The following is a 13553-nucleotide window of genomic DNA, read 5'->3' on the forward strand; positions in this document are numbered from 1 at the left end:
AGGGCCGCGCTGTCCTTCGGGGCTGCGCGGCCCTTCATCGTTGGGCACTTTAGGACTGATTGGCTTGGGGTGGGGTGTCCGGCACGTCTTTGGGCACGGCGTCGGTCTTCTCGACCACCTTCTGCGGCACGTCTTTTTTGTCCACCACTTCCACCTGCGGGCCGGCCTCAGCGGGCCGGGTGACGTTACGGCGCAGCATGTCCTCTACCTGCGCCCGGGTGCGGGCCAGCGATTGGAACGCGAAACGGCGCTGCAACATGCGCCCGAACAGTCTGAAGCCCAGGCGGTAGAGCGGATTGCGAATGTGCCCGGTTTTCGAGATGGCATGAATCTTGAACACCACCCGCCCGCTGTTCAGGTATTTGTGCACCGTGAACTCGATCTGGCCCTGCTCGTAGTGGCCTTCCAGCGTCGTGTAGTGATATCCCCACACCGCCTCGTGCTCGCCGTCTGGGAGGGGACGAATCTCGCCGACCACGCCGCCCACCCGCACCCCGAACCAGAAGGTGAACACCAGAAACCGCGCCCGCAGCACCATCACCCGGTCTTGCAGGGGCGAGTCCGGCAGGAAGATCCCGGTGATCAGGTTGGGCGGCGGAAACGAGTAATTGCGCAGCACCTGCTGGGCCGCCCCAAAGGAACCGCCCGACTCGGGAATGCCCGGCTGCTCGGGGGGCAACTCCTGCTCGTAATCGTCAATGTGCCAGCCGTGTTCGGCCGTGTACTCGCTCACACGCTGCTCGTCGAAACTGCTTTTGGCCTGGCTGTACTCCTCCAGCCGGGCTTTCTGCACCTCGTACAGCGGCGGGCGCGTGCGCCGGGGGCGAATCACTGCGTGCCTCCGGACTCCTTCATGTCCGGCACGTCCTCCTCGGTCACGGTACGCACCTGAATGTCCCCGAACTGCTCGCCGCCGCAGTGTTCCGAGACGCGCTGGCAGAAGGTGCGCCACACCTGCTCCTGCACCTTTTTGCCGATGCCTACGGTGTCGTACATGAACGCCACCAGTCCGTCACGCGAGCGCGCCACCGAGTGAATCTCGAAGTGCAGCGTGTCCGGCAAGTCCGGATCCGGCGTGGCCGAAAAGCGAATGCGGCCGGCTTCCGGGTGTCCTTCGAGCGTCATGAACTCGAAGGTGTTGGCGTCCACCTCGGTCACGCGCACCATGCCGTTCCACGGCCCCAGGATCTTGATGTGAAATTCGTCGTCCTGGCTCAGGCGGTTGTCCCGCCCCTTGACCTTCTCGAAATCGGCCAGCAGGCTGGGGCTGAATTCCTCGATGTGCGTCTTGATGTACTCGATCAGGTCTTGCGGCGAGCACTGCGGGCGCTGCACATCCACCCAGTAGCGCCGCTCGGTGAGGCGGCCACTGCCGGTCGAGGCGGCCTGCACGCTCTTGTCCATGTTCTCGCTGTCCATGCCCCCCAGTCTGACGAATCCCGGCGCCGCTTACCGGCCGGCCAGGTTTAGCAAGCCTTGTCAGACGGCCTGAAAGGTGGGTTGGTCGGGATTCATAGCGGCGTGGGCAGCCCCCTGTCAGCCGTGGTCTTGCCCGCCGAACTCGTCGCGCAGGGCGGTCAGCGCCGCGTGATACCCGGCCATGCCGTGCACGCCCCCGCCCGGTGGGGTGCTGCTGCTGCACAGGTAGTAGCCCCGAACCGGCGTGCGGTAAGGCGTGAGGGCCGGGGTGGGGCGGGCCAGCAGTTGCCACAGGGTACTTGCCCCGCCGTTCACGTCGCCGCCCACCATCACCGGGCTGAAGGCCGCCAGTTGCGGGGCGGTGGTCACGTGGCAGGCCAGCACGCGCTCCCTGAATCCCGGCGCGAAGCGTTCCAGTTGCGCCTCGACCTGCGGGCGAATGTCGGCGGCACTGCCGCTGGGAACGTGCGCGTAGGCCCAGAAGGTGTGCTGCCCCGCCGGGGCGCGGGTCGGGTCGAACAGGGTGTGCTGCGCGGCCAGAACGTAGGGACGCGCGGAGGTGAAAGCCCGCTCAGAGCGCACGATGTCCTCGAAGCTCCCACCGACATGCACGGTGGCGCTGCGGTTCACCCGCCCGTCCAGCCAGGGCGGGGGGCCGCTCAGGGCGTAATCGAATTTCTGGATGCCGGGGCCGTAGCGGAAGCGCCCCAGGGCCGCGCGGTACGCGACAGGCGCACGGTCGCCCAGCAGCTTCAGCAGCACGGCGGGACTGCTGTCTACCAGCACCACCCGCGCCTCGGGCAGGTCCGTGGGGCCGCGCACGGTCATGCCGGTCAGCACCTCGCCGCCCAGAAAACGCAGATAGGCGGTCATGGCGTCCGCCAAAGCCTGCGCCCCGCCGCGCGGAAAGGGGTAGCCCACCGCGTGCGCCAGCAGCCCCAGCACCAGCGTCATGGCCGCCGTGCCGGGCGTGCCCAGCGGCAGGGTGGTATGCGCCGCCAGCCCCGCCCACAGCGCCCGCCCCTGAGGCGTCTGGAAGACCGTGCGGCCCACGAACTCCGCCGAGGGCAGCCCGCGCAGCCCGAAGCGCGTCAGCGTCAGCGGATGACCGGGCAGGCGCAGCAGCGGGCGCAGAATGTCGTGCAGCAGTCCCTCCCAGTCGGCCAGCAGCGGCCCGAATATGGCCCTCCAGGCCGGGCCGTCACGTCCCAGGCCCTCGGCAGTGGCCTCCAGGTTGCGCTCCAGCAGCACGGCTCCGCTGCTGCCAGGCCACAGCGTGTGCGCCACCGGCACCTCCGGCTGCACCCACTCCAGCCCGAAAGCGTGTAGCGGCCACTGCCGGAAGGCCGGGCTGGCCGCCGCCAGCGGGTGAATGGCGCTGCCCAGGTCGTGCGTGAAGCCCGGCAGGGTCAGTGCGGCACTCTGCACTCCACCACCGGGGCGCCCGTGCGCTTCGAGCACCTGTACCCGCAGCCCCGCCCGCGCCAGCGTGATGGCCGCCGCCAACCCGTTCGGGCCGGAACCCACCACCACGGCGTCCAGTCGCTGCATGCGTGCAGCGTAGCGGTCGGTAGCACGCCCCCGGCCGGAGTCTGAAGAAACCTATAGTCCGCTTCGTCCCGCGCCGCGTTCCGCCAGGCCAGACGTGCCCAGCCTGGGCAGCCATGTTCCCCCGTGGGGTACGCCGGGCGTCATGACAGCTGCCGGCCCGGCAGGTATGCTTAGCCAAGGTTTAATTCCCTCTCACCTAAGTCCACCCTGGAGGAACCGCCTTGTCCGTCCCGCACCGCGCTCCCATCGATCAACTCGACAGCAAACATTCGCCCCTGCTGGTCTTTGCCGGCCAGAGCAACCGCCCACTCGCCCAGGCCATCTGCGACAACCTCGGCATTCCGCTGGGCAAAAGCAAGACCGAGAAATTCACGAACGACAACATCATCGTCCACTACGAGGAATCCCTGCGCGAGGGGGATATTTTCATCGTGCAGTCCTTCAGCACCCCGGTCAGCGACGCGATCATGGAACTCATGCTGATGATCGACGCCGCCAAGTCGGCCAGCGCCGGGCGCGTCACCGCCGTGATTCCCTACTACTCGTACGCCCGCAGCGACAAGAAAGACAGCCCCCGCATCTCCATCGCGGGCCGCCTGGTCGCCGACCTGCTGCAGGAAGCCGGCGCCGACCGCATCCTGACCATGACGCTGCACGCGCCGCAGGTGCACGGGTTCTTCAAGGTGCCGGTCGATCACCTGTCCGCCGACATCGTGCTGTCGCAGCACTTCAAGAAGTGTGTGCCCGACGCGCACGACGGCGTGGTGCTGGCCCCCGACGCCGGCAGCATCAAACGCGCCTCGCAGATCGCCCGCCGCCTCGACAGCGGCCTGGCCATGATCGACAAGGAGCGCCTGTCCGACACCGAGGTGCGCCCCCGCGCCCTGATCGGGGACGTGGACGGCAAGACCGTGTTCATCATCGACGATGAGATCAGCACCGCCGGCTCGCTGGTCGAAACCGTGAACATTGCCCGCAGCATGGGGGCCAAGGACGTATACGTGGCAGTCACGCACGGCGTGTACACCGGCCCGGCCATCCAGCGCATCGCTGGCCTGGACGTCACCCAGGTCGCCAGCTGCAACACCGTGGATGTCCCCCAGGCGAAGATCGAAGCCGCCAACGGCAAACTGGCCGTGCTGGACGTCGCCCCGCTGTTCGCCAACGCCATTCTGAACATCCACACCGGCGCGAGCGTCAGTACGCTGTTTACCTGAAAACCCTCGTCGGTGGAAGCAGGCCCCAGCCACGTTGCCGGGGCCTGCTTTCTCTTTTGGCGGGCCAGCACCGGTCGCCTTGTATCCAGAAAAAAGCTTCAGCAGGACTTTACCCTTCGGGGCCTTTCATCCAGGCGAGCCTCGTAGCGGATTAGGGTTGTGGGGTCGTCCTTTGCCCTACCTGTGAACCTGGTCCCGGACAGCCGGTTTCCTCACCCGCTCAAGGAGAGTTCCTATGGACACCATCTCAGCCATGCTGCAAACCCACCCGAACCCCGGCCGTTTCGATCTCTCTGCGCTGGCCGCCTGCCTCAGCGCCTGCCTGGAGTGCCTGGGGTGCTGCACGCTGTGCGCCGACGCCTGCCTGAATGAGGAGGAGCACCTGGCCCACCTGACCAAATGCATCACCCTGAACGGCCAGTGCGCGGACGTGTGTGCCGCGACCGCTGGCGTGCTGGCCCGCGCCGCGCAGGGAGACGATGAGGTGATTCGCGCGCAGCTACAGGCCTGTGTGGCCGCCTGCCGGGCGTGTGCCCAGGAATGCGAAGCCCACGCGCAGATGGGCATGCCGCACTGCCAGGTCTGCGCCGAATGCTGCCGCCGCTGCGAAAGCGCCTGTCAGCGCCTGCTGGCCTGAACCGCGCCTGGCCCCTGCACCCGTCAGAATTCGCTGAAAATCAGCAGGCTGCCTTTGCTGGAGCCGATCTTCGGCAGAACGCTCAGGATGTAGGCGTCCGTGCCGTTGCTGGTGAACGACGCGCTGTCCTTGACCCAGGTGTCGGTCTGTTTCCAGCCCTTCCAGCCGCTCAGTTTTTTCTGCGTGACCCGGCGCTCGGCACTGCCGGTGGCGCAGCGGGTCGAGGCGTTGCCCAGTTTGCCGGGACAGGGAACAACCTTGAGCCGCGCCGCCTTCACCGCACTTTGAAAGACGAAGGCGGCGCGGCCACTCAGGGCGCCGGCGGGGGCGCTCAGCAGCAGCGCGGCCAGCAGCGAAGTGAGGTGGTTTTTCATGCGTTACTTGCCTCCCAGCGTGGTTTTCGGTACAAAAACGATGGCGTTGGGCACGTTCTGGCTCCAGATGCCGTTCAGGTAGCCGCCCAGCGTGCCGTAGCCGCTGCTCAGGTACGCACCCGCGCTGCTGCCGCTGTCCAGGCGCACGGCGTCGCGCACGCCCACGCCGGCCAGCGCGGCGGCGAACGCCTCGGGCGTGCCGTACTCGAAGAAAGCGATGGTGGGCCGCCCCTGAAAGGTGCCCAGCGCCACCTGCTTGGTGGGCCGCCAGATGCTGGCGTTCGTGTTGAAGTTCTCGCGGGCCGGGTCGAGCGCCACCTTGCCGCCCGACACCAGCAGCGGCCCGGCGCTGAGGGCCTCCTGCGCGGCCTCCCATGGGGCATCGCTGCTGCGCCACACCAGCTCCACTTTCAGGGCCTGTCCGGCGGCGCGCGGAAGCTGCGGAAAGCGCGCCGGGTCGAACGTCAGCGAGAGCGTCCCGGCGGGCGGCACCACCCGGCCGGTCACGGCGCTCTGAATGGTTTCGCCGTTCAGCGGCACATAGAGGGTCGTCAGGTCGTCGGCGCCCACCGCCGTGCGGCCATCGCCCACGAAGGCGGTCAGCAGGTCGCGGCGCACCCTGGCCCCCACGACGTTCACCAGCAGCGAACTGAAATTCCCGCGCAGCACGTACCGCGGTTTGGGGTAACCGAACATCGCCTCGCCCGCCGGGGTGAACCCGACCGTGGCGCGGCGTTCCAGGCTGGAAGCGGTCATCAGGCCGCCCGACACCACCAGATCGACCGGCAGGGCGCTGGCCGGGTCGAAGTACCCGCCATTTACACCCCCCACCCCGCGCACGCTTTTGACCAGTGAAGCCAGGTCGGCAAAGCGGCCCGCCGGGGCGCTGACCACCCTGGGCTGGTAGCTGGCCGGGTCGAAGCTGAGCAGGTGCAGCAGCCCCCGGTTGAGGTAAGTCACGCCATCCGGCAGGTTCTCGGGGTTGATGGGCGGTGGCACACCGGCGTCCAGCACTGTGGTCGTGTCCACCACCACGCGCGGCGGGTCGTCCAGCGTAAAAATCTCGCTGGTGCCGCCCCCTGTGGTCAGGCTGACCACCGCCCCGCCCACGTCCGGCGTCACCGTAAGGGTATCGCCGGAACTGAGGGCCGAGGTGCTCTCGGACGCGCTGACACCGCCCAGCTTGATGCTCAGGCCACCCTTTTGCCGCTCGATGGTGTGCGCCGTGGCGCGCGACAGTTCCAGTACCACGCGCTGCACCTCCACGTTGCGGTGAATGCTGCGGCTGACCCGCACGGTGTTCAGGTTCGCCAGTGGCTGTTGGGGCTGGGGCTGCGGCGGCTGTGTTTGTGGGGGCTGCGGTTGCGGTGGCTGGCGCGTCGGGGCGGTCACGCCGGGCGTATCGCTGGTCGGTGCCGGCGCAGGAGGTGCCGGAGGAACCGCCACCGGGGCAGAGGGTGCCGGGACGGGTGTCGGCGCAGGCTTCGTGGCGGGCGCGGGTGAGGTGCCTTTCAGCGGGGCCGCCACCGGGGCGCGGGGCGGAACTGGCGTGGGTTTCGCCGCAGCGGTCGCACTGGGTGCAGTCGACACACTCGGTGCGGCGGGCAGGGCGGGAGACGGCCCCAGGGTCTGCACCGGCACCACGGCGGGGGCGGCGAACTCCAGCGTGTTCGCGCTTTCTTTCGTCACCCTTACGCCCAGCGCCTTGAGGGCCACCAGCGGCACGTACAGGCTGCCGTTCAGCGCTTCGGGCGCGGGAAGCGGCGGCGCCCCCCGGAAGCCCACGGCCACCCAGCCTGTCACCGGTGAAAAGCGCAACTCCCGCGCCCCGTACACCAGTCGCGTGTCCAGCGGGTCGTTTCGCACGCTGACGCCCAGGCGCGGCAGTGTCCACACCGCCAGCATCTCCGCGCCGCCCAGCACCCGCGAGTCCACTGCCGCCGCCTGCACCACTGTGCCGATCACCACGTTTCGCGCCAAGCCCGCGCCTGAAAACAGCAGCCCCAGGCCCAGCAAAAACGCCCCACCACGCCAATCCCGCACCTTCACGCGCCCGAGTGTACCCGGAAAGCCCCGGAAGCGCATGAGGTCTTCGCGGCCCAGGGTCACCAGGGACAGCTTCGGCGGAAAAACCTGGAGCCGAGTCCGGCGCCACGGAATGACCTGCCGGTGACCTGGGAAGGCGTTACGCACTCTCCGCTATTCTCGCTGGCATGTCGAATGCCGAGTTTGTCGGACTGGTCAATATGCTGCACGCCACGGCGGAGGCGGCCCTGGGCGATCTGAACGCCGCCACCGCCAGCGCCGCCCGCGACGGGTTACTGCTGGAGGGCCGTGCCCGGCAAACCGCCGAACGCAGCCTGAAACTGCTGACTATGCTCTCCGAGAAGACCCGCGGGAACCTGGATTTCACCGAGGCTGACCTGCTCAGCCAGGCTATTGGCAGCCTGCGCGAACGCCTGAATGCCCTGGGCGGCCACTGAGTGCGGGCCGTCTTGCAGCGCGTGACCCGCGCCACCTGCACCGTCGAAGGACAGCTCAGCGGCGAAACGGGGCCGGGCCTGCTGGTGCTGCTGGGTGTCGCGCCCACCGACACGGCCACCACCGCGCAGCAACTCGCGGCCAAGGTGGCGAAACTGCGTGTTTTTGGCGATGAGCACGGCAAGATGAACCGCTCGCTTCAGGACATCGGCGGGGGGGTGCTCAGCATCAGTCAGTTCACGCTGTTCGGGGACACCAGCCGGGGCAATCGCCCCAGTTTTATCGGCGCGGCCCCGCCTGAACAGGCGCGGGAACTGTACGGCGTGTTCAACACGGCCCTGCGCAACCTGGGGCTGCCCGTCGGAGAAGGGGTTTTTGGCGCCCACATGGTCATCGACCTCACAAACGACGGCCCGGTCACCTTGATACTGGAAACGAACTGACGGTTCCTCTACCCTCAACACGTTTCTCACCTGTCAACTCTATGCTGGCGGGCATGAACCCGCGTTTGCTCGTCCTGGCTGCCACGCTTCTCATGAGTGTAGCGGGGGCCTACACCGTCAAGAAGGGCGACACCCTGTACTCCATTGCCACGGCGAACCGCATCTCGGTGCAGGAACTCAAGCGCCTGAACCAGCTTTCCGGCGACACCATCAGCGTCGGGCAGGTGCTGCGCGTCAGTGCCGGCGACCCCACCACGCCCAGCGCCCCGGCCAGACCGGCTGGCCTGGCCCCCATCATCACGCCCAAACCGAGCACCACCAACACCGGCTTGCCCGAAAAGCGGCTGCCGCCGCCCCTGAGCGCCGCCCAACTCGCCCCCACGCCCGCCGGCACGCACCTGGACGGCGTGGACGTCAGCGTCCCGGCCAGCCTGACGATGGGGCAGGCCTTCATCATGCGCCTGAGTGGGCCGAACGCCGGGAACGTCACGGTCAGCTTCCCCAGTGAGGTCGGCGAGGACGTCCGTGAACCCAACGAACGCCTGAAGCCCATCGGCGCGGCGGGCGAGTACCGCATTCTGGGCCGCGTGGTGCTGGGCAAAACCACACCGCTGGTGTACGAGGTGAAGCTGGGCGACCAGCTGGTACGCGGACGCATTCCGGTCACGGATCTGAACCAGTCGGTTCAGCACCTGAACCTGCCACCCAAGATCAGTGGCGTTCTGCAAGACCCCGGACGCACCGCCGAGGAGCAGCTGGTCGAGGCCGCCTACGCCCGGCGCACCCCGCAGCACTGGTTCAAGCCCTTTGCCCCGGCGCTGAACACCAGGGCGGTCAGCAGCAGTTTCGGGCAACCCCGCACCTACGTGGCGGGCGGCCCCGTCAGTTACCACTACGGTCTGGACTACCCCGCGCCCAGCGGCACGCCCGTGCTGGCCGTGAACGACGGCACCGTGGTTATTGCCGGAAAGTACCCGGTGCGCGGCAATCTGGTCGCCATCGACCACGGCGCGGGTCTGATCAGCCTGTACTTTCACCAGAGCAGGGTGCTGGTGAAAGTCGGCGACCGGGTGGTGCGTGGGCAGAAAATCGGGCAGGTCGGCAGCACCGGCCTCAGTGCCGGGCCGCACCTGCACCTCGAAATGCGCGTGCGCGGCGAAGGCACCAACCCGCAGGACTGGCTGGGCCGGTTGTGGCCCCGGTAAGCCGATTTTCGGTTGTCGGGAACGCAGTTCTGGGGTCAACCGGACTTGAGTAAGGTGTAAGGCAGCGTGAGCGCAAACAGCTACTGCATTGCTCCAACCGCACGGTGTTGCTTTCCCGCCCGGTCTGGGGATCGGAACGAGCGTTGATCGATGCCAGGGGGCTGGGCAAGAGATTTTGACCGTCACCCGTCAACCCTCTACCATCACCCTCATGCCCCAGCCCATTCCCACCCTGGACGAACTGAACGCCCGCAATGCAGGTTACCTGCCGGGCCTGATCGGCCTGAAGTTCACGCATGTCGAGCGCACCCTGCTGCGCAGCGAACTGACCCTGCGCCCGGAACTGCTGGCCCCCAACGGGTTCCTGCACGCAGCGGCCATCATTGCCCTGGCGGACACCACCGCCGGGTACGGCACGCGCCTGCTGTTACCAGACGGCGCGAACTTCACCACCATCGAACTGAAAAGTAACCACCTGGGCACCGCCCGCGAAGGCACGATTACCTGCGAGGCCCGCAACGTCCACGCCGGGCGCAGTACCCAGGTCTGGGACGCCGAGGTTCGCAGCCCCGAAGGCAAGATCATCGCCCTGTTCCGCTGTACCCAGGCCGTGCTGTCTCCCAGAAGCGACGAGCGGACGGCCGCTGGCTGATAGCCTGAACCCATGACTGAACCCACCCGATTACAACCCGGTGACGCCTTCCCGGACTTCAGCCTGCCGGACGCGGACGGCACCCTGCACAGCCTGGCGCAGTACGAAGGCAAGTACGTGGTGCTGTACGCCTACCCCAAAGACGACACGCCCGGCTGCACCAAGGAAGCCTGCGATTTCCGCGACAATGCCCTGCTGAAAAGCCACGGCGCGGTGGTGCTGGGTGTCAGCGCCGACGACGCCGGCAGTCACCGGCAATTCGCGGAGAAATTCAGCCTGCCCTTCCCGCTGCTCAGCGACCGTGACGCCGAATTCCTGAAAAGCATCGGCACTTACGGCGAGAAGAACATGTACGGCAAAGTGACCCAGGGCATTAAACGCCAGACGTTCCTGATCGGCCCGGACGGGAAACTGGTGAAAAGCTGGCTGGCGGTGAAAGTCGACGGTCACGCCGACGCGGTGGCCGAAGCCATCGAGAAGGACATGAAAAAGTGACTGATCTTGAGCCTCTGAAGAAAGAAGCCGCCCTCCGCGCCGTGCAACTCGTGCAGAGCGGCAATCGCGTGGGCCTCGGCACGGGCAGCACCGCCAGGTACGCCATAGAAGAAATCGGGCGCAGGCTGAAAAGTGGCGAACTGACGGGCATTGTGGGCGTATCCACCAGCGAAGCCAGCGAGAAACTCGCCCGCGAGGTCGGCATCCCCACTCAACCCCTCGACCCGCGCCCCCTGGACATCGCCATCGACGGCGCGGACGAAATAGCCCCGAACCTCGACCTCATCAAAGGCCTGGGCGGCGCACTGGTGCGCGAGAAAGTCACGGAAGTGCAGGCCAGGCGCCTGATTATCATCGCGGATCACACCAAGATTGTCGGCACCCTCGGCGAGAAAGCGCCGCTGCCCATCGAAATCCTGAAGTTCGGGTTCCTGAGCACCATCGAGCGCCTGCGTGAATTCCTGCCCGGTGGTCGCCTGCGCCAGCCCGGAGCGCACCCCTACGAAACCGACAACGGCAACTACATTTACGATGCGCAACTTCCCAAGGACTTTAACCCTGTCGAACTCGAACGCCGCATTAAAGGAACCCTCGGCATCGTGGACACCGGGTTTTTCCTGGGCATGGCCGAACGGGCCTTCGTGGCGGCCCCCGACGGCGTGCGGGAACTCACCCGCGATTGACCGGTGACGGACGCAGAGCAGCGGGCACTGGCCGCCGCGTTGGTCAGCCTGTTCGGGGAAAGGCTGAACATCCGGGTGCTGAAAGGTGGATTTCGTTTCGACTGGCAGGGCGAAGAATACGGCAGCCTGATGTTCTCTCAGGGCAGCTGCGGTCAGACCATGGCCCTGGACACCATCGTTTCCGCTGCGCTGAACACGGCTCACGACACTGTTCTGGAGGGGATGGGGTACGCCGGAAGCGATCCCGGCCCCCTCGCCACCTCGACTGCCGATTACCTTGTTCGGCCTGGGGCCTTCCTGCTGCGCGTCATCGCTGCTGACGGTGCCGTCTTAAGTGGGGCGACTTTCAGAGTTCCCTGAGGTGCTGTTCCAACTCCTCGGGGCTTCTGGTGGGAAGCTGGCAGGCCATGTTCACGCACACGTAAGCCTGTCCGCCGCCGCTGCGGCCTTCCAACACGGGAAGTTCGCCGCCTTCCATGGCGGGCGTGATGGCGGTGAAGGGCAGGAAATGCTCGTTTACGACCCGTTCCAGCGGGGCGCGTTCCTCCGGCGTGCCGATCATGGCGATTTCGGTGTGTGGCGCTTCCAGGAAGGCCGCGACCTGCCATAATCCACCAAAACCTCCCACGGCGGCCAGCAGGTCGCCCGCGAAGGAATCGACCGTGCGGCGGGCGATCTGCTCGGCCTGCTCGTCGCCGAAGTAACGGTGCATCCACAGCGCCAGCAGGGCAGCGGCGGCGTTGTCACTGATGACCGCAGAATCGAAGGCCTGCGCCTGCCGCGTCAGCAGCGTTTGGGCATTGCCACCCGACGAGTAGAACACTCCCGCGGTTTCGTCCCAGTAGTCGCGGCGCACGATGTTCCACAGTTCCCGCGCCCAGTTCAGGTGCTTCAGGTCGCCGCCGGCCTGGAACAACCCCACCAGCCCCAGCGCGTACAGGGCGTGGTCTTCCAGCAAGCCCTCGACTTTCGCCTGCCCGTCCTTGAAGGTGTGCTTCAGCGTGCCGTCGGGGAGTCGCATTTCCCGGTGGATGAGATCGGCGTTCCGGTGGGCGATTTCAAGGTAGCGCGGTTCCTTCAGAATGCGGGCGGCGTCCGCGAACGCAGCCAGGGCCAGCCCGTTCCACGAGGTCAGGATTTTATCGTCCAGGCCGGGTTGCGTGCGTTCGTTTCGGGCGTCCAGAAGGGCTGCTCTTGCCGCTTCGATCCGTACGGGCACGTCGTCCCCCAGGTCGCGTTGCAGGGCGTTGAGGGGGGTCGGCGTATGCAGGACGTTCCTTTTGCCGTACTGCGGTTGGTGCGGATCGAGAAAATTCCCCGCGTCCGTCACGTTGAAGTAGCGCAACGCCAGCTCGGCCTCGTCTCCAAGCACCTCGCGGACTTCCTCGGGCGTCCAGGTGAAGGTGAGGCCCTCCACGCCGCCCTGCTCGGTGGGCGTGTCGGCGTCCTGCGCGGAGTAAAACCCGCCAGTGGGGGAGAGCATCTCGCGCTCCAGGTAGGTCAGGGTGCGGCGGGCCAGGTTCGCGTACTCGTCGTTTTTCGTGATCTGGTAGGCGTGCAGCAGGGTGCGGGTGAGCTGGGCGTTGTCGTACAGCATCTTCTCGAAGTGCGGCACCAGCCACTGCGCGTCCACACTGTAACGGTGAAAGCCGCCGCCCAGGTGGTCGTGAATGCCGCCCGCACCCATGCGGCTCAGGGTGTGCAGGGCCATGTCCCGCCCTTCCGCCTGGGTCAGCAGGAAATCCAGCGTGGTGGGTGCAGGAAACTTCGGGGCGCTTCCGAACCCGCCCTGCACGTCGTCATAGGCCCGACGGAGGTTCTGCACGGCGCGGTGCAGGGCGTCGGCGGGCAACGCGCCTCCTGAGGTGCGCGGCTGGCTGGCCTCCTGAATGTGCGCAGTCAGCGCCTGCGCGTTGCCCAGCGCCTGCTCACGCTTGTTGCGCCACACGTCCGAAATGCTGGCCATCACCCGCCTGAAACTGGGCAGGCCGTGGCCGTCATGCGGTGGAAAGTAAGTCCCCGCGTAGAACGGCTCGCCGTCCGGCGTCAGGAACACCGTCATGGGCCACCCACCCTGCCCCGTGAGGGCCTGTGTGGCGGCCATGTAAACGGCGTCCACGTCGGGCCGCTCCTCCCGATCCACTTTCACGTTCACGAAATGCTCGTTCATCAGGGCCGCCGTCTGCGCGTCCTCGAAGGATTCGTGCGCCATCACGTGGCACCAGTGGCAGGTGCTGTAGCCCACGCTCAGCAGCACCGGCACGTCCCGGCGCCGCGCCTCCGCGAATGCCTCTTCACTCCAGGGCCACCAGTCGACCGGGTTGTCCTGGTGCTGCAACAGGTACGGGCTGGACTCGTGCGCGAGACGATTCATGGTTCAAGGGTAAGTGGGAAGG

15 protein-coding genes are annotated in these 13553 nt (G+C 66.9%); 9 read left to right on the plus strand and 6 right to left on the minus strand.

All coding sequences use genetic code 11. The features are described from left to right. Window positions 1-49: 49 nt before the first annotated feature. The 3 genes from E5Z01_RS10465 to E5Z01_RS10475 form a co-directional block, all read right to left on the minus strand. Window positions 50-832: a DUF1990 family protein gene (locus E5Z01_RS10465; RefSeq protein WP_240738293.1), complete on the minus strand. Its 783-nt coding sequence runs from the start codon at window positions 830-832 to the stop codon at window positions 50-52. Next, the gene (locus tag E5Z01_RS10470) at window positions 829-1419 is read right to left on the minus strand and encodes a DUF1990 family protein (RefSeq protein ID WP_240738294.1); all 591 of its coding nucleotides are present in this window, start codon (window positions 1417-1419) and stop codon (window positions 829-831) included. The genes E5Z01_RS10465 and E5Z01_RS10470 overlap by 4 nt, the downstream gene beginning before the upstream one ends. 117 nt (window positions 1420-1536) lie before the next feature. Beyond that, on the minus strand, window positions 1537-2970 hold the full coding sequence (locus E5Z01_RS10475; protein WP_135229310.1) for a phytoene desaturase family protein: 1434 nt from the start codon (window positions 2968-2970) through the stop codon (window positions 1537-1539). 221 nt (window positions 2971-3191) lie between these two features. Here E5Z01_RS10475 and E5Z01_RS10480 point away from each other — a divergent pair, with 221 nt between their 5' ends. Next, entirely contained in the window at window positions 3192-4187 is a 996-nt protein-coding gene (locus E5Z01_RS10480; protein ID WP_119762028.1) for a ribose-phosphate diphosphokinase, read from the plus strand. 235 nt (window positions 4188-4422) lie between these two features. Next, window positions 4423-4824: a four-helix bundle copper-binding protein gene (locus tag E5Z01_RS10485; RefSeq protein WP_135229311.1), complete on the plus strand. Its 402-nt coding sequence runs from the start codon at window positions 4423-4425 to the stop codon at window positions 4822-4824. A 23-nt stretch (window positions 4825-4847) separates the two neighbouring features. On the opposite strand, the gene E5Z01_RS10490 is transcribed toward E5Z01_RS10485, so the two are convergent. Further along, a complete protein-coding gene (locus E5Z01_RS10490) occupies window positions 4848-5198 on the minus strand; it encodes a hypothetical protein (RefSeq protein WP_119762024.1) in 351 nt (116 codons plus the stop codon). A gap of 3 nt (window positions 5199-5201) precedes the next feature. Continuing rightward, on the minus strand, window positions 5202-7307 hold the full coding sequence (locus E5Z01_RS10495; RefSeq protein WP_338069143.1) for a phosphodiester glycosidase family protein: 2106 nt from the start codon (window positions 7305-7307) through the stop codon (window positions 5202-5204). 104 nt (window positions 7308-7411) lie between these two features. On the opposite strand from E5Z01_RS10495, the gene E5Z01_RS10500 reads away from it, so the two are divergent. The 7 genes from E5Z01_RS10500 to E5Z01_RS10530 all read left to right on the plus strand — a co-directional run bounded on the left by E5Z01_RS10500 (window position 7412) and on the right by E5Z01_RS10530 (window position 11517). Continuing rightward, on the plus strand, window positions 7412-7681 hold the full coding sequence (locus E5Z01_RS10500) for a DUF1844 domain-containing protein (protein ID WP_135229312.1): 270 nt from the start codon (window positions 7412-7414) through the stop codon (window positions 7679-7681). Next, window positions 7682-8122 carry a D-aminoacyl-tRNA deacylase gene (dtd, locus tag E5Z01_RS10505; protein WP_135229313.1) on the plus strand — a complete coding sequence of 147 codons (441 nt, stop codon included), beginning with the start codon at window positions 7682-7684 and terminating at the stop codon, window positions 8120-8122. Window positions 8123-8175: 53 nt separating this feature from the next. Further along, a complete protein-coding gene (locus E5Z01_RS10510; RefSeq protein ID WP_135229314.1) occupies window positions 8176-9327 on the plus strand; it encodes a LysM peptidoglycan-binding domain-containing M23 family metallopeptidase in 1152 nt (383 codons plus the stop codon). Between the two features lie 211 nt (window positions 9328-9538). Continuing rightward, window positions 9539-9979, plus strand: a complete 441-nt coding sequence (locus E5Z01_RS10515) for a PaaI family thioesterase (protein WP_167757867.1) — start codon at window positions 9539-9541, stop codon at window positions 9977-9979. A 12-nt stretch (window positions 9980-9991) separates the two neighbouring features. After that, a complete protein-coding gene (gene prxQ, locus E5Z01_RS10520) occupies window positions 9992-10474 on the plus strand; it encodes a thioredoxin-dependent peroxiredoxin PrxQ (RefSeq protein ID WP_135229315.1) in 483 nt (160 codons plus the stop codon). After that, window positions 10471-11157 carry a ribose 5-phosphate isomerase A gene (gene rpiA / locus E5Z01_RS10525; RefSeq protein ID WP_135229316.1) on the plus strand — a complete coding sequence of 229 codons (687 nt, stop codon included), beginning with the start codon at window positions 10471-10473 and terminating at the stop codon, window positions 11155-11157. The genes prxQ and rpiA overlap by 4 nt, the downstream gene beginning before the upstream one ends. 3 nt (window positions 11158-11160) lie before the next feature. After that, window positions 11161-11517, plus strand: a complete 357-nt coding sequence (locus tag E5Z01_RS10530) for a hypothetical protein (protein WP_135229317.1) — start codon at window positions 11161-11163, stop codon at window positions 11515-11517. On the opposite strand, the gene E5Z01_RS10535 is transcribed toward E5Z01_RS10530, so the two are convergent. Then, window positions 11504-13531, minus strand: coding sequence for a thioredoxin domain-containing protein (locus tag E5Z01_RS10535; RefSeq protein ID WP_135229318.1), 2028 nt, complete (start codon window positions 13529-13531; stop codon window positions 11504-11506). The genes E5Z01_RS10530 and E5Z01_RS10535 overlap by 14 nt on opposite strands. Window positions 13532-13553: the final 22 nt, after the last annotated feature.

This window comes from Deinococcus fonticola, from assembly GCF_004634215.1.
Classification (GTDB): Bacteria; Deinococcota; Deinococci; order Deinococcales; family Deinococcaceae; genus Deinococcus; species Deinococcus fonticola.